Annotated in this window: 18 protein-coding genes and 2 pseudogenes; 14 read left to right on the plus strand and 6 right to left on the minus strand. The window is 73.5% G+C overall.

Annotation, left to right across the window (positions count from 1 at the left end; genetic code table 11):
* Nucleotides 1–69 precede the first annotated feature (69 nt).
* On the plus strand, nt 70–561 hold the full coding sequence (locus tag ACIRSU_RS30640; protein ID WP_403798969.1) for a DUF6099 family protein: 492 nt from the start codon (nt 70–72) through the stop codon (nt 559–561).
* Between the two features lie 41 nt (nt 562–602).
* Here ACIRSU_RS30640 and ACIRSU_RS30645 read toward each other — a convergent pair whose 3' ends face one another.
* Nucleotides 603–815 (minus strand): hypothetical protein, encoded by a 213-nt coding sequence (locus ACIRSU_RS30645; RefSeq protein WP_403798972.1) that lies wholly within the window; start codon nt 813–815, stop codon nt 603–605.
* Nucleotides 816–1,063: 248 nt separating this feature from the next.
* Between ACIRSU_RS30645 and ACIRSU_RS30650 the strand changes: the two genes are divergently transcribed.
* The 7 genes from ACIRSU_RS30650 to ACIRSU_RS30680 all read left to right on the plus strand — a co-directional run bounded on the left by ACIRSU_RS30650 (nt 1,064) and on the right by ACIRSU_RS30680 (nt 10,143).
* The gene (locus tag ACIRSU_RS30650) at nt 1,064–1,987 is read left to right on the plus strand and encodes an LLM class F420-dependent oxidoreductase (protein ID WP_403798975.1); all 924 of its coding nucleotides are present in this window, start codon (nt 1,064–1,066) and stop codon (nt 1,985–1,987) included.
* Nucleotides 1,988–1,991: 4 nt separating this feature from the next.
* Nucleotides 1,992–2,894 carry a homocysteine S-methyltransferase gene (gene mmuM / locus ACIRSU_RS30655; protein WP_403798978.1) on the plus strand — a complete coding sequence of 301 codons (903 nt, stop codon included), beginning with the start codon at nt 1,992–1,994 and terminating at the stop codon, nt 2,892–2,894.
* A gap of 73 nt (nt 2,895–2,967) precedes the next feature.
* Nucleotides 2,968–4,446, plus strand: a complete 1,479-nt coding sequence (locus ACIRSU_RS30660; RefSeq protein ID WP_403798980.1) for a 3' terminal RNA ribose 2'-O-methyltransferase Hen1 — start codon at nt 2,968–2,970, stop codon at nt 4,444–4,446.
* Complete coding sequence (locus ACIRSU_RS30665; protein ID WP_403798982.1) at nt 4,443–6,995, plus strand: polynucleotide kinase-phosphatase; 2,553 nt, start codon at nt 4,443–4,445, stop codon at nt 6,993–6,995. Before ACIRSU_RS30660 ends, ACIRSU_RS30665 begins: the two co-directional genes overlap by 4 nt.
* A gap of 196 nt (nt 6,996–7,191) precedes the next feature.
* Nucleotides 7,192–8,424, plus strand: coding sequence for an arginine deiminase (locus ACIRSU_RS30670; protein ID WP_403798985.1), 1,233 nt, complete (start codon nt 7,192–7,194; stop codon nt 8,422–8,424).
* 156 nt (nt 8,425–8,580) lie between these two features.
* Nucleotides 8,581–9,594 carry an ornithine carbamoyltransferase gene (argF, locus tag ACIRSU_RS30675; RefSeq protein WP_403798987.1) on the plus strand — a complete coding sequence of 338 codons (1,014 nt, stop codon included), beginning with the start codon at nt 8,581–8,583 and terminating at the stop codon, nt 9,592–9,594.
* A 120-nt stretch (nt 9,595–9,714) separates the two neighbouring features.
* Complete coding sequence (locus ACIRSU_RS30680; RefSeq protein ID WP_403798989.1) at nt 9,715–10,143, plus strand: hypothetical protein; 429 nt, start codon at nt 9,715–9,717, stop codon at nt 10,141–10,143.
* Here ACIRSU_RS30680 and ACIRSU_RS30685 read toward each other — a convergent pair.
* The gene (locus tag ACIRSU_RS30685) at nt 10,134–10,697 is read right to left on the minus strand and encodes a MerR family transcriptional regulator (RefSeq protein WP_403798991.1); all 564 of its coding nucleotides are present in this window, start codon (nt 10,695–10,697) and stop codon (nt 10,134–10,136) included. The two genes, ACIRSU_RS30680 and ACIRSU_RS30685, sit on opposite strands and share 10 nt — an antisense overlap.
* A 61-nt stretch (nt 10,698–10,758) precedes the next feature.
* On the opposite strand from ACIRSU_RS30685, the gene ACIRSU_RS30690 reads away from it, so the two are divergent.
* Nucleotides 10,759–11,601, plus strand: coding sequence for an MBL fold metallo-hydrolase (locus tag ACIRSU_RS30690; protein ID WP_403798994.1), 843 nt, complete (start codon nt 10,759–10,761; stop codon nt 11,599–11,601).
* Nucleotides 11,602–11,782: 181 nt separating this feature from the next.
* On the plus strand, nt 11,783–13,309 hold the full coding sequence (locus tag ACIRSU_RS30695) for an amino acid permease (RefSeq protein WP_403798996.1): 1,527 nt from the start codon (nt 11,783–11,785) through the stop codon (nt 13,307–13,309).
* Here the strand turns inward: ACIRSU_RS30695 and ACIRSU_RS30700 are convergent.
* Nucleotides 13,263–13,729: pseudogene (locus tag ACIRSU_RS30700) on the minus strand (ATP-binding protein). The gene ACIRSU_RS30695 and the pseudogene ACIRSU_RS30700 overlap by 47 nt on opposite strands.
* A gap of 280 nt (nt 13,730–14,009) precedes the next feature.
* Here ACIRSU_RS30700 and ACIRSU_RS30705 point away from each other — a divergent pair.
* The 4 genes from ACIRSU_RS30705 (at nt 14,010) to ACIRSU_RS30720 (ending at nt 18,541) form a co-directional block, all read left to right on the plus strand.
* A complete protein-coding gene (locus tag ACIRSU_RS30705) occupies nt 14,010–14,837 on the plus strand; it encodes an enoyl-CoA hydratase family protein (protein WP_403798999.1) in 828 nt (275 codons plus the stop codon).
* Between the two features lie 611 nt (nt 14,838–15,448).
* Nucleotides 15,449–17,695, plus strand: a complete 2,247-nt coding sequence (locus tag ACIRSU_RS30710) for a bifunctional salicylyl-CoA 5-hydroxylase/oxidoreductase (RefSeq protein WP_403799297.1) — start codon at nt 15,449–15,451, stop codon at nt 17,693–17,695.
* Between the two features lie 47 nt (nt 17,696–17,742).
* Nucleotides 17,743–18,132, plus strand: a complete 390-nt coding sequence (locus tag ACIRSU_RS30715; protein WP_403799300.1) for a VOC family protein — start codon at nt 17,743–17,745, stop codon at nt 18,130–18,132.
* A gap of 10 nt (nt 18,133–18,142) precedes the next feature.
* Nucleotides 18,143–18,541, plus strand: coding sequence for a hypothetical protein (locus ACIRSU_RS30720; RefSeq protein WP_403799001.1), 399 nt, complete (start codon nt 18,143–18,145; stop codon nt 18,539–18,541).
* Nucleotides 18,542–18,546: 5 nt separating this feature from the next.
* Here ACIRSU_RS30720 and ACIRSU_RS30725 read toward each other — a convergent pair whose 3' ends face one another.
* The 3 genes and pseudogenes from ACIRSU_RS30725 to ACIRSU_RS30735 all read right to left on the minus strand — a co-directional run.
* On the minus strand, nt 18,547–18,966 hold the full coding sequence (locus ACIRSU_RS30725) for a hypothetical protein (RefSeq protein ID WP_403799003.1): 420 nt from the start codon (nt 18,964–18,966) through the stop codon (nt 18,547–18,549).
* A gap of 26 nt (nt 18,967–18,992) precedes the next feature.
* Nucleotides 18,993–19,793, minus strand: coding sequence for a PaaX family transcriptional regulator C-terminal domain-containing protein (locus ACIRSU_RS30730; RefSeq protein ID WP_403799005.1), 801 nt, complete (start codon nt 19,791–19,793; stop codon nt 18,993–18,995).
* Between the two features lie 343 nt (nt 19,794–20,136).
* Nucleotides 20,137–21,753 (minus strand): annotated as a pseudogene (locus ACIRSU_RS30735) (AMP-binding protein); the annotation flags it as partial.
* Nucleotides 21,754–21,857: the final 104 nt, after the last annotated feature.

Consider the following 21,857-nt stretch of genomic DNA (forward strand, 5'->3'; position numbering starts at 1 on the left):
GGCTCAGTCGGCCTCACGCTGGGTAATGGAATGAGTGAGCGGTAAGTCATCAGAACGGGGGCGGCGTTGATGGAAGCGGAGCGATTGATCGCGAGCGGCCGGCATGCACTGGCCGAGAGCCGCACGGCACTGGACATCGTGGCGGAGGCCTGGCAGGCCCAGGCCCTCGCCGAGGCGATAGGGAGTCACCTCGCGCTTGCCGGACCGCTGGAGCTGCGCGGCGAGGCCCGCGGGCTCAGCGAGACAGGAGGGGGACGTGGTGCGGTGGACCACCCCGCGCTGCGCACCGGTGGGCTGCGTGCCGCGCAGCTCACGACCGTCGGCGACGCGCGCACGGCGCTGACCGCGCTCGGCGCCCTCCTCGGCGAGGTGGGCATCGCCCTCGTCGGTGTGGCCTGCGCGACGGACGACGAGGGGCTCTATTGGCAGTCCATCGAGGCCATCGACGCCGCCGACGAGGCCGGCGACCACGTCCGCGCCATGCTCCGCCGGCTCGCTCTGCGCGACCGAGACCCGCACCGCCCGCCCGACACGGCCCGGGGCCGCGCGGGCCCGGGGTGAGGCCTTGCGCCCGGGTGCCGGAAAGGGCCCGCGCCCGGCCGTCAGGCGCTCGTCGTGCCCTCCGGGCGGTCGGCCGAGGACTGGAGGTCGGCGTCGAGCTGCGAGAGGTCGGCGGTCAGCGCCGCCATCAGCTCCTCCATCTGCTGCAGCAGACCCTTGGGAGCTTCGCCGGCCGGCTGTGGGGGCACCGGGGGGAGCGGTGGCTGGGCGGGCTGCTCGGAAACGGACCGCTCCGGAGCGGCTTCCTGGGACATGGCGGCCTCCTCGGCCCGGGCCCTCCGGTGAGGAAAAGGCCCACAAGAGAGAGCGACGCACCGGCAGCGGCCGCCGGCACGCGGGCCGGGCGGTCCGGCTCCGCCCGAGCCAACGACGGGTCCCCGGCCCCGGTCACTGGCCTGGCGAGAGGCCGCCCGCCGAGGGGCGGATATTCACCCGACAGGGCCGGTGGGGCTCACCCGCTGACGAAACGGTTGACGCGCACCCGACGGTGCAGGATGGAGGTATGGATCTTCGAATCTTCACGGAACCCCAGCAAGGCGCGTCGTACGACACCCTGCTCACGGTCGCCAAGGCCGCGGAGGACCTGGGCTTCGACGCCTTCTTCCGCTCGGACCACTATCTGAGCATGGGCGCGGCCGACGGCCTGCCCGGGCCGACCGACGCCTGGATCACGCTGGCCGGTCTCGCGCGGGAGACCCGGCGGATCCGGCTCGGCACGCTGATGACCGCCGGCACCTTCCGGTTTCCCGGCGTCCTCGCGATCCAGGTCGCGCAGGTCGACCAGATGTCCGGCGGGCGGGTCGAGCTGGGCCTCGGCGCGGGCTGGTTCGAGGAGGAGCACCGGGCGTACGGGATCCCGTTCCCGAAGGAGAGGTTCGGGCGCCTGGAGGAGCAGCTGGAGATCGTCACCGGGCTGTGGGGCACCGAGACCGGCAAGACGTTCTCGTACCAGGGCGAGTACTACCAGCTGACCGACTCGCCCGCGCTGCCCAAGCCGGCCCAGGCGAGGATCCCGGTGCTCGTCGGAGGACACGGTGCGCGCCGCACCCCACGGCTCGCGGCGCGGTTCGCCGACGAGTTCAACATCCCGTTCGCCTCGCTCGACGAGACCGAGCGGCAGTTCGGCCGGGTAAGGGAGGCGGCGGCCGAGGCCGGGCGGGCGGCCGGGGCGCTGGTGTACTCCAACGCGCTGGTGGTCTGCGTCGGCCGCGACGACGCGGAGGTCGCCCGCCGGGCGGCCGCCATCGGGCGGGACGTCGAAGAGCTGAAGGCCAACGGCCTGGCGGGGTCACCCGCCGAGGTCGTGGACAAGATCGGCCGGTACGGTGCACTGGGCTCCACCCGGATCTACCTCCAGGTTCTCGATCTGGACGATCTGGACCACCTGGAGCTGATCTCCGCACAGGTACAGACGCAGCTGGGGTGACCCGATGAAACCCGACCACACGCTCGCCGCCGCCCTCGCCGAAGGGGTGCTCGTGCTCGACGGTGGGCTCTCCAACCAGCTGGAGGCCCAGGGCTGCGACCTCTCCGACGCGCTCTGGTCCGCGCGGCTGCTCGCCGACGGGCCCGAGCAGATCGAGGCGGCACACGCGGCCTACGCGCGGGCCGGTGCCCAGGTCCTGATCACCTCCAGTTATCAGGCCACCTTCGAGGGCTTCGCCCAGCGCGGCGCCGGCCGGGCGGAGGCCGCGCGGCTGCTCGCGCGCAGCGTGGAGCTGGCCAGGGCGGCGAGCGAGCGGGTCGAGCGGGAGATCTGGGTCGCCGCCTCCGTCGGGCCGTACGGAGCGATGCTGGCGGACGGCAGCGAGTACCGCGGCCGGTACGGGCTGTCGGTGGACGAGCTCGAACGGTTCCACCGGCCCCGGATCGAGGTCCTGGCCGAGGCCGGGCCCGACGTCCTGGCCCTGGAGACGGTGCCCGACGCCGACGAGGCCGAGGGGCTGCTGCGGGCCGTCGAAGGGTGCGGAGTGCCGGTCTGGCTCTCGTACACCGTCGAGGGCGAGCGGACCCGGGCCGGGCAGCCGCTGGCGGACGCCTTCGGTCTGGCCGCGGGCAACGACCAGGTCGTCGCGGTCGGCGTCAACTGCTGCGACCCGGACGACGCCGGGGCCGCCGCGGAGATCGCCGCCGAGGCGACCGGCAAGCCGGTCGTCGTCTACCCCAACAGCGGGGAGCAGTGGGACGCCGGCGCGCGCGGCTGGCGCGGTGCGGCCACCTTCGACCCGGCCAGGACCGACCGCTGGCGCGCCGCCGGCGCCCGGCTCATCGGCGGCTGCTGCCGCGTCGGACCGGACGCCATCGCCGAACTGGCCGTCACCCTGCGCGGGTAGCGGCCCGGCCGGCCGCCGGGCCGGGGCGGAAATGCGTTGTGGCCGAGCGCCGGCGAAGGTCATTCTTGAACGCATGTTCCTGACCATCAGCACCACCGGCACGGCCGAGAAACCCGCCACCGACCTGGGCTTTCTCCTGCACAAGCATCCAGAGAAGGCGCAGGCGTTCGGTACCGCGCACGGCACCGCGCACGTCGTCTACCCCGAGGCGAGCGCGGAGCGGTGCACGGTCGCGCTGATGCTCGACGTGGACCCCGTGGCGCTGGTGCGGAAGGGCAGGGGCAAGGGACGGGGCGGGGCGCCCGACGCGGCGCTCGCGCAGTACGTGAACGACCGGCCGTACGCCGCGTCCTCGCTGCTCGCCGTCGCGCTCGCCAAGGTCTTCAAGAGCGCCCTGCACGGAAGCTGTGCGGCGCTGCCCGAGCGGGCCGCCGCGCCGCTGCCGCTGCGGATCGAGATCCCGGCGCTCCCGGCGCGCGGCGGGGCGGGGCTCGTGACCCGGCTCTTCGGCCCGCTCGGCTGGGCGGCCGTGACGGCGGAACCGGTCGTGCTCGACCCGGAGTTCCCCGAGTGGGGCGACTCGCGGTATGTGCGGCTCGTCTTGGAGGGCGAGCTGCGGCTCGCCGACGCGCTCAACCAGCTCTACGTCCTGCTCCCGGTCCTCGACGACGCCAAGCACTACTGGGTCGCGCCGGACGAGGTCGACAAGCTGCTGCGCGCCGGTGACGGCTGGCTCGCCGACCACCCGGAGCGGCAGCTCATCACCAGCCGCTACCTGTCCCGACGCTGGTCCCTGACCCGGGAGGCCACCGAGCGCCTCGAACTCGTCCGGCTCGCCGAGGCCGACGGCCTGGACGTCGACGACGTCGACAACGCCGTCGACGAGACGACCGACACCGAGGAGCGGCCGGTGCCGCTCGCCGAGCAGCGCCGCGAGGCGATCCTCGGCGCGCTGCGCGCCGCCGACGCCGCCCGGGTGCTCGACCTCGGCTGCGGCCAGGGGCAGTTGGTGCAGGCCCTGCTCAAGGACGTGCGCTTCACCGAGATCGTCGGCGTGGACGTGTCGGCCCGCGCGCTGTCCGTCGCCGCCCGCCGGCTGCGCCTGGAGCGCATGGGCGAGCGGCAGGCCGGCCGGGTGAAGCTGCTCCAGGGCTCGCTCACGTACACCGACAAGCGGCTGACCGGCTACGACGCGGCCGTGCTCAGCGAGGTCATCGAGCACCTCGACCTGCCGCGGCTGCCCGCGCTCGAGTACGCGGTGTTCGGCTCTGCCCGGCCGCGCACGGTCGTCGTGACGACGCCGAACGTCGAGTACAACGTGCGCTGGGAGTTGCTGCCGGCCGGTCACGTCCGGCACGGCGACCACCGCTTCGAATGGACCCGCGAGGAGTTCCGCACCTGGGCCGGGGGCGTCGCCGACCGCCACGGCTACGAGGTCGGGTTCGCCCCCGTCGGCCCGGACGACCCCGAGGTCGGCCCGCCCACCCAGCTGGCCGTCTTCACCCGCACGGAGAACACCGAGACCGACACCACGAAGGAGGACGCGGCATGACCGACGACGCCGCCCAGAAGACCGGGCGCACGCTGCCCGTCACCGATCTCTCCCTCGTGGTCCTCGTCGGCGCCACAGGTTCCGGCAAGTCGACCTTCGCCCGGCGGCACTTCAAGCCGACCGAGATCGTCTCGTCCGACTTCTGCCGCGGCCTGGTCGCCGACGACGAGAACGACCAGAGCGCCAGCAAGGACGCCTTCGACGTCCTCCACTACATCGCGGGCAAGCGGCTCGCCGCCGGCCGGCTGACCGTCGTCGACGCCACCAACGTGCAGCGCGAGGCGCGCCGCCAGCTCGTCCAGCTCGCCCGCGAGCACGACGTGCTGCCGATCGCGATCGTCCTCGACCTGCCCGAGGAGGTGTGCGCGGAACGCAACGCCGCCCGCCCCGACCGGGCGCACCTGCCCCGGCACGTGATCCAGCGGCACCGCCGTGAACTGCGCCGCTCGCTCAAGGGACTCGAACGCGAGGGCTTCCGCAAGGTGCACGTGCTGCGCAGCGCGGCGGAGGTGGAGTCGGCCGAGGTCGTCCTGGAGAAGCGGTTCAACGACCTGCGTCACCTCACCGGGCCGTTCGACATCATCGGCGACATCCACGGCTGCCGCTCCGAGCTGGAGACGCTGCTCGCCAGGCTCGGCTACGTCGACGGACACCACCCGGAGGGCCGCACCGCGGTCTTCGTAGGCGACCTGGTCGACCGCGGGCCGGACAGCCCGGGCGTGCTGCGCCGCGTCATGGGCATGGTGGCCGCGGGGGACGCGCTGTGCGTGCCCGGAAACCACGAGAACAAGCTGGGCCGCTGGCTGCGCGGCCGCAAGGTGCAGCAGACCCACGGCCTCGCCGAGACGATCGAGCAGCTGGAGCGCGAGCCGGAGGAGTTCCGGGCGCAGGTCGCGGAGTTCATCGACGGCCTGGTCAGCCACTACGTCCTCGACGAGGGCCGGCTGGTGGTCTGCCACGCCGGTCTGCCGGAGAAGTACCACGGCCGCACCTCCGGGCGGGTGCGTTCGCACGCGCTGTACGGGGACACCACCGGCGAGACCGACGAGTTCGGCCTGCCGGTGCGCTACCCGTGGGCGGAGGAGTACCGGGGCCGGGCGACCGTCGTCTACGGGCACACGCCCGTGCCGACCACGTCCTGGATCAACAACACCATCTGCCTCGACACCGGCGCGGTGTTCGGCGGGAAGATGACCGCGCTGCGCTGGCCGGAGCGCGAGCTCGTCGACGTACCCGCCGAGCGGGTCTGGTACGAGCCGGCCAAGCCGCTCGCGGCCCAGGCGCCCGGCGGACACCAGGGGCGGCCGCTCGACCTGGCCGACGTGCACGGGCGGCGGATCGTCGAGACCCGGCTGCTGGGCAACGTCGCGGTCCGCGAGGAGAACGCGGCCGCGGCCCTCGAGGTGATGAGCCGGTTCGCGGTCGACCCGCGGCTGCTCGCCTACCTCCCGCCGACCATGGCGCCCACCGGCACGTCGAGGGTCGAAGGCTACCTTGAACACCCGGCGGAGGCGTTCAGGCAGTACGCGGCGGACGAGGTCGGGAAGGTCGTGTGCGAGGAGAAGCACATGGGCTCCCGGGCCGTCGCGCTCGTTTGCCGGGACGCCGCGGCGGCGCGCGAGTATTTCGGGGTCGACGGTCCAACCGGCGCGCTGCACACCCGTACCGGACGCCCGTTCTTCGACGACGCGGCCGTCACCGAGCAGGTCCTCGGGCGGCTGCGGGCGGCGATCGGCGCGGCCGGGCTCTGGGAAGAACTCGATACTGACTGGCTGCTGCTCGACGGCGAGCTGATGCCGTGGTCGCTGAAGTCCGCCGGGCTGCTGCGCTCCCAGTACGCGGCCGTCGGCGCGGCCTCCCGGGCGGTCTTCCCCGGCGCGCTCGGGGCGCTCGAACAGGCCGCGGCGCGTGGGGTCGCGGGGCTCGACGAGCTGCTCGGCCGGCAGCGGGAACGGGCGGCGGACGCGGCCGCGTTCACCGACGCGTACCGGCGCTACTGCTGGCCGACGGACGGTCTGGAGGGCGTGCGGTTCGCGCCGTTCCAGGTGCTCGCCGCGCGCGGCCGCTCGCTGGCCGCCGTACCGCACGACGAGCAGCTGGCCTGGCTCGACCGGCTGGTCGAGCACGATCCGACCGGCCTGCTCCAGGTGACACGGCGGCTCGTCGTCGACCCGGCCGACGAGGCGTCCGTACGTGCCGGCGTCGACTGGTGGCTCGAACTGACCGCGGCCGGCGGCGAGGGCATGGTCGTCAAGCCGCTCGCGGCCGCGGCCCTGGGCAAGGACGGGCGGCCGGTGCAGCCGGGCATCAAGGTCCGCGGACGCGAGTACCTGCGGATCATCTACGGCCCGGAGTACACCCGTCCGGACAACCTGGAGCGGCTGCGCCAGCGGTTCCTGGGCCACAAGCGCTCGCTGGCGCTGCGCGAGTACGCGCTCGGCCTGGAGGCGCTCGACCGGCTCGCGGCAGGTGAGCCGCTGTGGCGGATCCACGAGGCCGTGTTCGCGGTCCTCGCCCTGGAGTCGGAGCCGGTGGACCCGCGGCTCTGACGCCCGCAGCGCGAGCCAGGAGGCGAGCCACACGGCCAGCCGCAGGACGAGCCGCAGGGCGAGCCGTGAGGCGGGTCATGAGGCGAGTCACGAGACGACGAGGCGGGGTTCCGGTTCCGCCGCGACCCCACCTCGTCGCCCGCGTGACACGCGGAGTACTACGCGCGGGGCGCTCCGCTCGGTCAGGATGGGGCGCATGGGATTCCATGTCGATTCCGAGACCGGGCGGCTGCGCCGCGTCATACTGCACCGGCCCGATCTGGAGCTGAAGCGGCTCACCCCGAGCAACAAGGACGCGTTGCTCTTCGACGACGTGCTGTGGGTGCGCCGGGCGCGCCAGGAGCACGACGGCTTCGCGGACGTGCTGCGGGACCGGGGAGTGGAGGTGCACCTCTTCGGCGATCTCCTGGCGGAGACCTTGGAGCTGCCGGCGGCGCGCAAGCTGGTGCTCGACCGGGTCTTCGACGAGAAGGAGTACGGGCCGCTCGCGGCGGACCATCTGCGGGCGGTGTTCGACTCGATGGACTCCGTGACCCTGGTGGAGGCGCTCGTCGGCGGCATGACCAAGCGGGAGTACCTGGCGGCGCACCGGGAACCTACCTCGGTGCGCTTCCACGCCCTGGACCTGGACGACTTCGTGCTCGGCCCGTTGCCGAACCACATCTTCACCCGGGACACCTCCGCCTGGATCTACGACGGCGTGTCGATCAACGCGATGCGCTGGCCGGCCCGGCAGCGCGAGACCGTCCACTTCGAGGCGATCTACAAGCACCACCCGCTGTTCACCGGCGCCGAGGCGGGCAGCTTCCACCACTGGTCGGAGGGGCAGGCCGACTACCCGTCGACGATCGAGGGCGGTGACGTCCTGGTCATCGGCAACGGCGCCGTCCTCATCGGCATGAGCGAGCGCACCACCCCGCAGGCCGTGGAGATGCTGGCGCGCCGCATGTTCGCGGCCGGGTCGGCCCGCACCATCATCGCCCTGGACATGCCGAAGCGGCGCGCGTTCATGCACCTGGACACGGTGATGACGATGGTGGACGGGGACACCTTCACCCAGTACGCGGGCCTCGGCATGCTCCGCTCGTACACGATCGAGCCGGGCGACGAGGGGCAGTCCCTGCGGGTCACCGACCATCCGCCCGAGCAGATGCACAGCGCGATCGCCGCCGCCCTCGGCCTCCAGGACATCCGGGTGCTCACCGCCACCCAGGACGTCCACGCGGCGGAGCGGGAGCAGTGGGACGACGGGTGCAACGTGCTCGCCGTCGAGCCCGGCGTCGTCGTCGCGTACGAGCGGAACGTCACCACCAACACGCATCTGCGCAAGCAGGGCATCGAGGTGATCGAGATCCCCGGCAGCGAGCTGGGCCGGGGCCGGGGCGGTCCGCGCTGCATGAGCTGCCCGGTGGAGCGGGACGCCGTGTAGGGGCCGGGGCGCCGGCGGGCGGGGCGCGCTCCGGGCGGGCGCCGCGTGAGGCCTGCGGGTCGGGGGCGAGGGCGGGCTGTATAAGAATGCTGAATTACGTATACACTTCCAAGGTCCTCGTCCCTCGACGTCCCCGACCGTATCCAGGAGCACGCCATGGCCACCGACCTCATCGGCCGCCACTTCCTCAAGGAGCTGGACTTCACCGCCGAGGAGTTCCGCGGCCTGATCGCGCTCGCCGCCGAGCTCAAGGCGGCCAAGAAGGCGGGCGCCGAGGTGCAGCGGCTGCGGGGCCGGAACATCGCGCTGATCTTCGAGAAGACCTCCACCCGCACCCGCTGCGCCTTCGAGGTCGCCGCCGCCGACCAGGGCGCCTCCACCACCTACCTCGACCCGGTCAGCTCGCAGATCGGGCACAAGGAGTCGGTCAAGGACACCGCCCGGGTGCTGGGCCGGATGTTCGACGCGATCGAGTACCGGGGCGAGGGCCAGGTCGTCGTCGAGGAGCTGGCCGCCCACGCCGGGGTGCCGGTCTACAACGGGCTCACCGACGACTGGCACCCGACCCAGATGCTCGCCGACGTGCTCACGATGACCGAGCACTGCGCCAAGCCGCTCGACGAGCTCGCCTTCGCCTACCTCGGCGACGCGCGCTTCAACATGGGCAACTCCTACCTGATCACCGGCGCCCTGCTCGGCATGGACGTCCGGATCGTGGCCCCCGAGGCGTACTGGCCGGCCGACTCGGTCGTCGCCGAGGCGCGGCGGCTCGCCGAGGCGAGCGGGGCGGTGATCACGCTCACCGAGGACGTCGCCGAGGGTGTGCGCGGCGTCGACTTCGTGGCCACGGACGTGTGGGTGTCGATGGGCGAGCCCAAGGAGGTCTGGGACGCGCGGATCGCCGCCCTCGCGCCGTACTCCGTGACCATGGACGTCATCCGGGCCACCGGCAACCCGGACGTCAAGTTCCTGCACTGCCTGCCCGCCTTCCACGACCTGGGCACCGCCGTCGGCCGCGACCTCCACGCCCGGCACGGGCTGACCGAACTGGAGGTCTCCGACGAGGTCTTCGAGTCGGCGCACTCGGTCGTCTTCGACGAGGCGGAGAACCGGATGCACACCATCAAGGCGGTCATGGTCGCCACGCTCGCCCGGGCGTCGGACGCCTGACCTTCCGGCGCCTGGTTGGCGGACGCCTGACCTTCCGGCGCCTGGTCGTCGGACGGTCCGTTGTCAGACCCCCCTGTTACGTTCGTGAGTGTCAGCAACCGCTACGAACAGGGGGACTTGATGAGCGGCGACGACCTGCGACGCCTCGGTGCCGGCATCTACGCGCAGTGGACGGCCTTGTGGAACGGTGAGCTGGAGCTCGCCGAGAAGATCATGGCTCCGGACTTCACCCTCCGCTACGCGCAGGCGAACACGGAGGCGTTCGACGCCGTCCGCACTCCGGCCGGGCTCGCCGAGATCATCGGGGCGTGGCGCCGCAGCCGCACCGACCTGCGGTTCGCGGCCGAGGGCGAGGCCGTGGTGGACCTCACCCTGGTGGACGGTGCACCGACCGGCCTGGTGGCCCGGCCGTATCTGGCGAGCTTCACCGGCGAGGACGGCGGGACCGTCGCCAGGAGCGGGACCGACACCCTTCGGATCGCCGGCGGGCTCATAACCGAGGTGTGGTCGGTGTCCTCCGGCGCCGCAGGCCGGACCTTCTACCGCTGACGTCCTGTTGTCTGACGTCCCGCGGCCTGACGTCCTGCCGTCTGACGTCCGGCAGCCTGGGGTTCGGCCGCCTGGGGCGTGGTCGCCCGAGGTGCGGCGGCCGGGGGTGCGGTCGCCTGGGGTGCCGTTGTCCGTGGCGTGGTCGCCTGGGGCGCGGCCACCTGTGGCACGTTGCCGACCGCCCGCTTGAAGTCGGGGCAGTCGACGATCGGTTCGTGGTCGCAGACCGCCGCGTGGCGCAGGCTGTCGCGGAGCCGGGAGAGCCGGCCGATCTGCTCGTCGAGGTCGTCGGCCTTGGTGGTCATCCGGACCCGCAGGTCCGCGTCGGACGGCCGCGCCACCACAAAGCGGCTCACCTCGGCGACCGAGAAGCCCGCGCCGCGCGCGCAGGTGATCAGGGCGAGGCGCTCCAGGACGTCCGGGTGGTAGGTGCGGCGCAGACCGTTGCGGCCGGCCGGGGTGATCAGGCCCTTCTTCTCGTAGAAGCGCAGCGCCGAAGGCGCGAGGCCACTGCGCTCCGCGACCTCGGCGATGTCCAGCAGTCCTTCGTCCACGGTCGATCCCCCGTCCACGTCGCTTGACTTGAAGCGCGGTTCAAGTCGCAGCCTACCCGTCATGAACGACATGAGCGTCACGAAGGTTCATCACCTCAACTGCGGCTCGGTCCGCACCATCGACCCCACCTACGACGGCCCGGCCCCCGCCCCCGCCGTCAACCACTGTCTCCTCGTGGAGACCGAGTCCGCCGGGCTCGTCCTGGTCGAGACCGGCCTCGGCCTCGGCGACGTCCGCGATCCCGAGGGCACCCTGGGCGCCGACTGGGTCGCGATGGCGGCGCCCGCGCTCGACGAGGAGGAGACGGCCGTCCGCCAGGTCGCCCGGCTCGGGTACGCGCCCTCCGACGTGCGGCACATCGTGGTGACCCACCTCGACGTGGACCACTGCGGCGGGCTGCCCGACTTCCCCGGCGCCAAGGTGCACCTGCTCGCCCCCGAACTCGCGGCCGCGCGCGCCGAGGCCCCGAGCTACCGCTACCGCCCGGCGCACTGGGCGCACGAGCCCGACTGGGTCACGTACGAGCCCGGCCGCGCCGACCTGGCCGACCCCGCCGACGACTGGTTCGGCTTCGACTCCGTACGTCTGGAGGGGCTGCCGTCCGGGATCCGGCTCGTCCCGCTCGGCGGCCACACCGCCGGCCACGCCGGGGTCGCCGTGCGCGACGAGGCGGCCGGGCGATGGTTGCTGCACTGCGGCGACGCGTACTACTACCACCGCGAGATGGCGGACGCGAAGGAGCCGCATCCGCTGATGGATGTCGTGCAGACCCGCTCCGAAGTCCACCGCGACCTGCGGCTCGGCACCCAGGCCCGGCTGCGCGAACTGCTCCGTGACCACGGTGACGAGGTGGAGGTGTTCTCGGCGCACGACCCGTGGGAGTTCGCCCGTTACGGGGCGTAGGACATGAGGCACAGGGCATGAGGCGCATGGCACAGGGCATGGGAATGCCGCCGATTGGGTGAATATGCGCGGCGAGGCTTACCATCGCCGTATTCAGGGGGGTCCGGGTGAAAAAGCCCGGGCCCCCCTCTCGCATGCACACCCCGCATGAGCCTGCACGACCAGAGATGAGAACCACTCCATGTCCTCGCGGATCGACTCCCGCCGGATCAAATCCCCGCAGCGGCTGCTCGCCGAGTCCGGTGCCGACCTCGAAGGCCATGGCCTCAAGCGCACCATGGGGCTGTTCCAGCTGGTGTGCTTCGGCATCGGCGCCATCGTCGGCACCGGCATCTTCGTCGGGCTCTCCGACAGCGTCGCCGAGGCCGGGCCTGCCGTGGTGGTCTCCTTCGTGCTCGCCGCGCTCACCTGCGTCTTCACCGCCTTCTCCTTCGCGGAGCTGGGCAGCGCGATCCCGGTGTCCGGCTCCTCGTACTCCTTCGCCTACGCGAGCCTCGGCGAGCGGGTCGCCTTCCTCGTCGGCTGGTGCCTGCTCCTGGAGTACGGCGTCTCCGTCTCGGCCGTCGCGGTCGGCTGGAGCCAGTACCTGAACGAGCTGCTCGACAGCCTGATCGGCTGGCACCTGCCCGCCGCGCTCTCCGCCGGGCCGGCCGACGGCGGCGTGGTCAACCTGCCGGCCGTGATCGTCATCGCGCTCGCCGCCGTGCTCCTCGTCCGCGGCGTGCGGGAGAGCGCCCGGGCGACCGCCGCGATGGCGGTGCTCAAGATCGCGATCCTGATCGTCTTCTGCGCGATCGGCTTCAGCGCCTTCCGGGCCGGCCACCTCTCCCCGTTCGCGACCCACGGCACGGCCGGGATCACCGCCGGCGCGTCCGTCGCCTTCTTCTCGTACATCGGCTTCGACGCCATCACCACCGCCGGCGAGGAGGTGAAGAACCCGCGGCGCACCATCCCGCTCGCGATCCTCATCTGCATCGGCGTGGTCACCCTGCTCTACGGCGCCGTCGCGCTCTCCGCGATCGGGGCGCTCGGCGCGGGCGCCGTCGGCGACAAGCCGGCCGCGCTCTCGCTCGTCGTCGACCAGGTCACCCACTCGACGGTCGGCGGCGGGATCATCGCCTTCGGCGCGGTCGTCGCCATCGCGTCCGTCGTGCTCGCCGTGATGTACGGGCAGACGCGGATCCTGCTGTCGATGTCCCGCGACGGCCTCGTGCCCCGGGTCTTCGAGAAGGTCTCGCCGCGCAGCGCCACGCCCGTCGCCAACACCTGGATCGTGGCCGCGGTCTTCGCCGTCCCGGCGGCCTTCGCCTCGCTCGGCGCCGTCGTCGACCTCACCACCATCGGCACGCTCGCGGTCATGGCCGTCGTCAACATCGCGGTGATCGCGCTGCGCCGCCGCGACCCGGAGCTGCCGCGCTCCTTCCGCGTCCCGCTCTATCCGCTCAGCCCGCTGCTCGGTGTCGGCTTCTGCCTGTACCTGATCTGGGGGACGGGTTGGACGACCTGGCTGGAGTTCGCGGCCTTCCTGGTGATCGGCGCGCTCGTCTACGCGGGGTACGGGCGCCGCCACTCGCGGTTCGGCGCGGAATCGGCGGCTGCCGAGGCCGTCCCGGTTCCGGCTTCGGAGGCCGCTTCCGTCCCGGCTCCGCGGGACGTCGCGGTCACGGTTCCTGAGGCCGCCGCCGGCGCGGTACGGCCGGGAGCGTGAACCAGACCGCCTTGCCGTGCGCGGTGGGGCGGTGACCGCAGTCGCTGCTCAGCGCGCGGTCAGGAGCAGGCCGCGGCCGTGCTCCTGCCAGGGGTCGACCGGAGCGGCCGGATCGGGGCTGCCCAGGTCGCCGGGGGCGGCGGGGTGGCTGTCGTGGACCTCGATCTGGCAGCCGCCGGGCGTCGGCATCAGCTCCACGACCAGCTCGATCGGGCCGTCGCCCGGGGTGTGCTTGACGGCGTTGGCGACCAGTTCGGCGGTGAGCAGCTCGGCCGTGTAGCCGTCGACCGCGGCCTGCTCCGGGCCCTCGATCTCGGTGAGGGCGGAGCGGACGAGAGCGCGGGCGAGCGGCACGGCGGCGGTGGTGTGGGGGAGGGCGAGGCGCCAGGCGGTGGCGGGGGGAGCGGGGACTTCGAACACGGCGGGGGGTCCGTTCGGGCTCGGTGTGGGCGCGGGCGGGCGTGATGTCCTGGTTTCAACCTTACGGAGTCGTACATCTCGTTCCAGGGGGCGGTCGCCCGTTCCGGCGGGGACCAGGGGCCGGGACCTTCGGCTGGTGGTCACACGTCGCGCTTACGGCGTGGGTTGCGTCGCGTGCGTGCACTTATCGCGTGCTCGTGACGGTGGTCACAGATGAGTGATACCCTCTGATGGTGATGCCGTACCCGTACGCGCGCACAATCAGGGAGGTCCTCCCGAAATGAGCCCCTTCACCGGCTCCGCGACCCGCACCGAACGCTGGCGACACCTGCGCCTCACGATCGACGACGGCGTCGCCACGATCACCCTCGCCCGCCCCGAGAAGCTGAACGCCCTCACCTTCGGCGCCTACGCGGACCTGCGCGACCTGCTCGCCGAGCTGTCCCGGGAACGGGCCGTCCGCGCCCTGGTGCTCGGCGGCGAGGGACGCGGCTTCTGCTCCGGCGGCGACGTCGACGAGATCATCGGCGCCACCCTCTCCATGGACACCGCCCAGCTGCTCGACTTCAACCGGATGACCGGGCAGACCGTGCGAGCGCTGCGCGAATGCCCCTTCCCGGTGATCGCCGCCGTCCACGGCGTCGCCGCCGGCGCGGGAGCGGTCCTCGCCCTCGCCGCGGACTTCCGCGTCGCCGACCCCACGGCGCGCTTCGCCTTCCTCTTCACCCGCGTCGGCCTCTCCGGCGGCGACATGGGCGCCGCCTACCTCCTGCCGCGCGTCGTCGGCCTCGGCCACGCCACCCGGCTCCTCATGCTCGGCGACCCCGTCGGCGCCGCCGAGGCCGAGCGCATCGGCCTCCTCAGCGAACTCACCGAGGAAGGCGCCGCCGACACCCGCGCCGCCGCCCTCGCCCGCCGCCTCGCCGAGGGCCCGGCCCTGGCCCACGCCCAGACGAAGGCGCTGCTCACCGCCGAGCTGGACATGCCGCTGGCCGCCTCGGTCGAGATGGACGCGGCCACCCAGGCGCTGCTCATGCACGGCGAGGACTACGCCGAGTTCCACGCCGCGTTCACCGAGAAGCGCCCGGCGAAATGGCGAGGACGGTGAGCGTGCGCGGCGCGGCGGAGCCGGCGGACGGGGCGGTGCGTGCACGGGTACCGGCGGCACCGGCAGCGCACCCGCCCGGTTCCACCGTGCCCGCCGAACGCCCGGCAGCCCACTCGTCCGGTTCCACCGTGCCCGCCGAACGCCTGGCGGCGCACCCGCCCGGTTCAGCGAGGCCCGCCGAACGGTCGACGGCGTCGGAGCCGGCCGGTTCCCCCCGGCCTGCCGAACGCCCGGCGGCGGAGCCGGCCGGCCTCCCGCTGTCACCCGCGGGCCTGGCCCCCGCGCTACCCGGCCCCTCGGAGCCCGTTGGTCCCCCGCTGTCACCCGCGGGCCTGGCCCCCGCCCTGCCCGGCTCCCCGGAACCCGTTGGTCCTCCGCCGTCACCCGCGGGCCTCGCCCCCGCCCTGCCCGGCTCCCCGGAACCCGCCGGCCCTCCGCCGTCACCCACCGGCCTGGCCCCCGCGCTGCCCGTGGCGCCCCCCGGACCCCGTACCGCGCCGGGCGGCACCGGCGCGGTGCGGGGCGCGGCGGTGACGCCGCCCGCCCTTCTCGCCGAGGCCGCGCGGCCCGCCGTCCCCCGCCCCGGGGCCGTACCGCTCCGCATCGCCGTCATCGGCGGCGGCCCCGGCGGGCTCTACGCCGCCGCGCTGCTCAAGCGCGGCGACCCGGCCCGCGAGGTCACCGTCTGGGAGCGGAACGCGCCCACCGACACCTTCGGCTTCGGAGTCGTGCTCTCCGACGAGACGCTCGGCGGCATCGAGAGCGCCGACCCCGTCGTCCACGCCGCCCTCTGCAAGGAGCTGGTGCACTGGGACGACGTCGAGATCGCGCACCGTGGCCGTCTGCACACCTCCACCGGCCACGGCTTCGCCGCGCTCGGCCGCCGCCGTCTCCTGGAACTGCTCCAGGCCCGCTGCACCGACCTCGGCGTACGGCTCCGCTTCCGCACCGAGGCCCCGCCGGCCGCCCGGCTCGCCGCCACCCACGACCTCGTCGTCGCGGCCGACGGCGTGCACAGCAGGACCCGCGAGGAACGGGCCGACGTCTTCCGGCCCACGATCACCACGCACCGCTGCCGGTACATCTGGCTCGCCACCGACTTCGCCCTCGACGCCTTCCGCTTCGAGATCGCCGAGACCGAGTACGGCGTGATGCAGCTCCACGCGTACCCCTACTCCGCCGACTCCTCCACCGTCATCGTCGAGATGCGCGAGGAGGTCTGGCGCGCCGCCGGCTTCGACGAGCTCGGCGACGACACGGAGGCCCAGAGCGAGTCCGCCGCCCGCTGCGCCAAGATCTTCGCCGAGGCGCTCCAGGGCCGGGGCCTGCGCTCCAACAACTCCACCTGGACCGCCTTCCGCACGGTCGTCAACGCCCGCTGGTCGCACGGCAACACCGTCCTCCTCGGCGACGCCGCCCACACCGCGCACTTCTCCATCGGCTCCGGCACCAAACTGGCCGTCGAGGACGCCGTCGCCCTCGCCGCCCACGTCGACGCCCGGCCCGGCCGGCTGCCCGAGGCGCTCGCCGCGTACGAGGCCGAGCGCCGCCCGGTCGTCGAGTCCACCCAGCGCGCCGCGGCCGCCAGCCTGCGCTGGTTCGAGGAGATAGCGGGCCAACTCGACCGACCGCCCAAGCAGTTCGCCTTCAACCTGCTCACCCGCAGCCGCCGCGTCACCCACGACAACCTGCGCCTGCGCGACGCCCGCTTCACGGCCGCCGTCGAGGAGGAGTTCGGCTGCCCGCCCGGCACGCCGCCGATGTTCACCCCGTTCCGGCTCGGCGGACTGACCCTGCGCAACCGGGTCGTCGTCTCACCGATGGACCTGTACGTGGCCGAGGACGGCGTTCCCGGCGACTTCCACCTGGTCCACCTCGGCGCCCGCGCCCTCGGCGGCGCCGGCCTGGTCATGACCGAGATGGTCTGCGTGAGCGAACGCGGCCGGATCACCCCCGGCTGCACCGGCCTGTGGACCGACGAACAGGCCGACGCCTGGGCCCGGATCACCGCCTTCGTCCACGCGCAGGCGCCCGGCACCGCGATCGGCGTGCAGCTCGGCCACTCCGGCCGCAAGGGCTCCACACGCCGCATGTGGGAGGGCATCGACCAGCCGCTCCCGGACGGCAACTGGCCCCTGGTGGCCGCCTCGCCGCTGCCGTACCGCACCGGCGTCAACCAGACCCCGCACGCCCTCGACCGAGCCGGACTCACCGCCGTGCGCGAGGAGTTCACCGCCGCCGCCCGGCGCGCCGCCCGGGCCGGCTTCGACCTCCTCGAACTGCACTGCGCGCACGGCTATCTGCTCTCCGGCTTCCTCTCCCCGCTCACCAACCACCGCACCGACGGCTACGGCGGCGACCTGGCCGGCCGGCTGCGCTATCCGCTCGAGGTCTTCGACGCGGTCCGGGAGGCCTGGCCGGCCGACCGGCCCATGACCGTGCGCATCTCCGCCACCGACTGGGCCGAGGGCGGCACCACCGCCGAGGACGCGGTGGAGATCGCCCGCGCCTTCGCCGCGCACGGCGCCGACGCCCTCGACGTCTCGACCGGCCAGGTCGTCCCCGACGAGCGCCCCGAGTTCGGCCGCTCGTACCAGACCCCGTACGCCGACCGGATCCGCACCGCCCTCGGCGTGCCCGTCATCGCGGTCGGCGCGATCTCCTCCTGGGACGACGTCAACTCCCTGCTCCTCGCCGGCCGCGCCGACCTCTGCGCGCTGGCCCGCCCGCACCTCTACGATCCCCACTGGACCCTGCACGCGGCCGCCGAACAGGGCTACGCCGGCCCGGCCGCGCCCTGGCCGGACCCGTACCGCGCGGGCAGCCGGCGCCCGCCGACCGGCCGCAAGGACCCGTGACCCCGGCACCCCGCACCGTCGTACCCCCGCACCACCCGGAGCACCTCATGAGGATCAACCTGACCAGCATCTTCGTCGACGAGCAGGACAAGGCCCTGCGCTTCTACACCGAGGTGCTCGGCTTCGTGAAGAAGACCGAGGTCCCGCTCGGCGGCCACAGCTGGCTGACCGTCGTCTCGCCGGAGGACCCCGACGGCGTCGAGCTGGTCCTGGAGCCCAACCAGCACCCGGCCGCCAAGGCGTACCAGGAGGCCCTCACCGCCGACGGCATCCCGGTGAACTCCTTCGCCGTGACCGACGTGCGCGCCGAGTTCGAGCGGCTGAGCGCGCTCGGCGTGCGCTTCACCCGGGAGCCGGTGGACATGGGGCCGGTCACCATCGCGATCCTCGACGACACCTGCGGCAACCTGATCCAGATCGCCGAGTACAAGAGCTGACCCGTCCGCCATGACGAAGTCGCAGCCTCTGTACTACGTCGACCGCTCGGACGTCCGTGCGGGCGGGCTCGACGAGCTGCGGGCCGGGATGCGCGACCTGGCCGCGTTCGTCGAGGAGCGCGAGCCGCGGCTGCTCGCCTACCACTTCTACCTCGACGAGCCCGCGGCCACGATGACCGTCCTCGCCGTCCACCCGGACTCGGCGTCCCTCGAGTTCCACCTGGAGCTTGGCGGGCCGAGGTTCCGCGCGCTCGGCGCGCACATCCGGTTGCGCACCATCGACGTGTACGGCGACCCGAGCCCGGAGGCCGTCACCCGGCTGCGTGCGAAGGCGGAGATGCTCGGCGGGCGCGAGGCCACCGTCACACTCCACACCCACCAGGCGGGCTTCAGCCGACCGGATCTCTGAGGGGCTCACTCGGGCAGCCAGGCCGGCCACCACGGTGGCACGTTGCTCGCCGGGCACAGGCCCGAGTCGCCCGGACAGCCGTCCGGGGTGGCCTGCGCGCCCACGTACAGCCAGGCGATCGTCGGCAGCACCGCCACCACCGCGAGCAGCTGGGCCGAGGCCCGGACCGGGCGCGAGGCGCACAGCGTCGCCCGGCGGGCCACCATCGCCGCCACGAAGGCGACCGTCGCGCCGCCGCCCGCGAGGACGACGAACTCCATGAGATGAACGAAACGGTGCTGCGGCTCCCAGGCCGCGTCGCAGTAGGCCCGCGCCCGCGCGGTCAGCGCGCTCGCGCCGTAGGCGACGCCGAACGCGAAGGGCACCGTCGCCCACCAGGACAGCCACTGCCACCCGGAGACCGGACGGGAGAGGTGTGTGCTCACTCTCGCGGGGACGGCCCGCGGGCCCGTCACGGTTGCACGAACTCCGCGCCCCGCGCGTGCAGCATCTCGTGCAGCGCCAGGAAGACCTCCGCCGAGCGGGTGCCCGGCCAGTTCTCCGGGAGCAGTTCGAGGGGCAGGACCGGGTCGGCGTACGGCAGCCGGCGCCAGGAGTCCAGGGCGAGCAGATACGCCCGGTAGGCGTCCTCCGGCGTGGCCGGCGGCCCGGCCCGGAGCACCGGCTCGTGGGCGTCCAGGAACTCCTCGTGCAGCTTGGCGATCGACGGCAGGTCCCACCAGCGGGCCACCGCCTCCGCCGTCGCGGCGAAGCCCAGGTGGTCGCCGCGGAACAGGTCCACGTACGGCGACAGCTCCAGGCGCTCCAGGGTGTGTCGGGTCTCCCCGTACAGCCGGGCCGGCGCGATCCACACGCCCGGCGCGGCCGTCCCGAAGCCGAGCCGCGCGAGCCGGGAGCGCAGCAGATGGCGCTTGTGCCGCTCGGCCTCCGGGACGGAGAACACGGCGAGCACCCAGCCGTCGGCGAGCCGGGGCTCGTCGCGGGCGTAGATCCGGCGGTCGCCGTCGTCGAGCAGCATCCGGGCGTCGTCCGACAGGGCGTACCCGGCGGCGCCCTCCGCCGTCTTCCGCGGCAGCAGCAGCCCGCGCCGCTTCAGCCGGGACACCGAGGAACGCACCGAGGGCGCGTCCACGCCGAGCGCGCCGAGCAGCCTGATCAGCTCGGCCACCGCCAGCGGCGCGCCGTCCGGCGACCGGCCGTACGCGCCGTAGAGCGAGACGATCAGGGATCGGGGGGTGTGCTGCTCGGCCACGTGATCACTTTAGGGCGCCGGGTCCGGCCCCGTCGTCCCGGAACCCGTCGTTCCGAAGCCGGACGTTCTGGAGTACGCCGCTCTGGCGCCCTTCGTTCGGGGTTCCGTCGCCCCGGAGCCCGTCGCCCCGGAGTCCGTCCTCCCGACGCTTGGCGCCCCGGATCCCGTCGTCCCGAAGCGCGCTGTCCCGGAGTTCGTCGTCCCGAAGTGCGTCGTCCCGACGCTTGGCGTCCCGGATCCCGTCGCTCTGGATCCCGTCGTCCCGGAGCCCGTCGTTCTGAAGCCTGGCGTCCTGGAGCACGTCGCTCGGGAGCCCTCCGTGCCGGGCGTCCCGGAGTCTGTTGTCCCGTAGCCGGAAGCGTTGCAGTTTGCCCGTCGCCGTGCGCGGCAGCGCGTCCAGGAAGACGATCTCGCGCGGCGACTTGTACGGGACGAGCCTGGCCCGTACGAAGGCGCGCAGCGCGGCCGCCGTCGCGCCGTCGCGCGGCACCCCGTCGCGCACCACCGCGTACGCCACCACGATCTCGCCGCGCAGCCGGTCGGGCCGGCCGATCACCGCCGCCTCGACGACGTCGGGGTGGGCGAGCAGGGCCTCCTCGACCTGGGGGCCCGGGATGTTGTACCCGGCCGAGATGATCATGTCGTCGGCACGGGCGACGTAACGGAAGTAGCCGTCGGGCTCGCGGACGTAGGTGTCACCGGTGATGTTCCAGCCCTCGCGCACGTACTCCGTCTGGCGCGGGTCGGCGAGGTAGCGGCAGCCGACCGGGCCGCGCACCGCGAGCAGCCCCGGCTCGCCGTCCGGCAGCTCGCGCCCGGACGGCGCGACGACGCGGGCCTGCCAGCCGGGGACCGGGCGGCCGGTGGTGCCGGGGCGTATGTCGCCGTCGGCGGCGGAGATGAAGATGTGCAGGAGTTCGGTCGCGCCGATGCCGTTGATCAGCTTCAGGCCGGTGCGCTCGTGCCAGGCGTCCCAGGTGGCCGCCGGGAGGTTCTCGCCCGCCGAGACGCAGCGGCGCAGCGAGGTGAGGTCGTGCTCGTGGCCGGGGACGTCCAGCTCCTCCAGCATCACCCGGTAGGCGGTCGGCGCGGTGAAGAGCACCGACACCCGGTGCCGGGCGATCGCGGCGAGCAGTTGCTGCGGTCCCGCCTGTTCGAGCAGGACCGCGCACGCCCCGGCCCGCAGGGGGAAGACGACGAGCCCGCCGAGGCCGAAGGTGAAGCCGAGGGGCGGGGAGCCGGCGAAGACGTCGTCCGGCTCCGGACGCAGGACGTGCGCGGAGAAGGTGTCGGCGGCGGCGAGCACGTCGCGGTGGAAGTGCAGACAGCCCTTGGGGCGCCCGGTGCTGCCGGAGGTGAAGGCGATCAGCGCCACGTCGTCGGCGGCGGTCGGCACCGCCTCGTACCGGTCCGGCTTGCCCGTCGAGAGGGTCAGCAGGTCGTCGGGGCCGTCGCCGCCGAACGGCGTGACGCGCAGCCCCGGCACCTCGGCCTTGACCAGCTCGTCGAGCGCGCGCACGTCGCACAGCGCGTGGCTGCAGCGGGCCAGCTCGCACATCACGGCCAGCTCGCGGGCCCGCTGCTGGGCGAGGACGGTGACGGCGACCGCGCCCGCCTTCATCACGGCGAGCCAGCAGGCGGCCAGCCAGGGCGTGGTGGGGCCGCGGAGCAGCACCCGGTTGCCGGGGCGCACGCCCAGGTCCCCGGTCAGGACGTGCGCGATCCGGTCCACCCGCTCGCGCAGCTGCCCGTACGTCCAGACATCGCCCTCGTCGTCCAGGAAGGCGGCGCGCTCGCCGCCGAATCGTTCCACCGTGCGGTCGAGCAGCTCGGCGCCGCAGTTGAGCCGGTCGGGGTAGGAGAGGGAGGGCAGTTCGAAGAGCAGCTGCGGCCACTGCTCCGCGGGCGGCAGATGGTCGCGGGCGAAGGTGTCCTGGTGGGCCGAGGGCGTCAGCTCCATGCGTCCGTCCCCCTGTCGGTGGGATCGTCGTGGCGGTGGTGGCTGTCGTGGCGGTGGCGCCTGTCCTGGGGGCCGGTCCGGTCGGTTCGGGTTCGGCCGTCGCC

This window comes from Streptomyces sp. NPDC101160 (assembly GCF_044768205.1).
GTDB lineage: Bacteria > Actinomycetota > Actinomycetes > Streptomycetales > Streptomycetaceae > Streptomyces.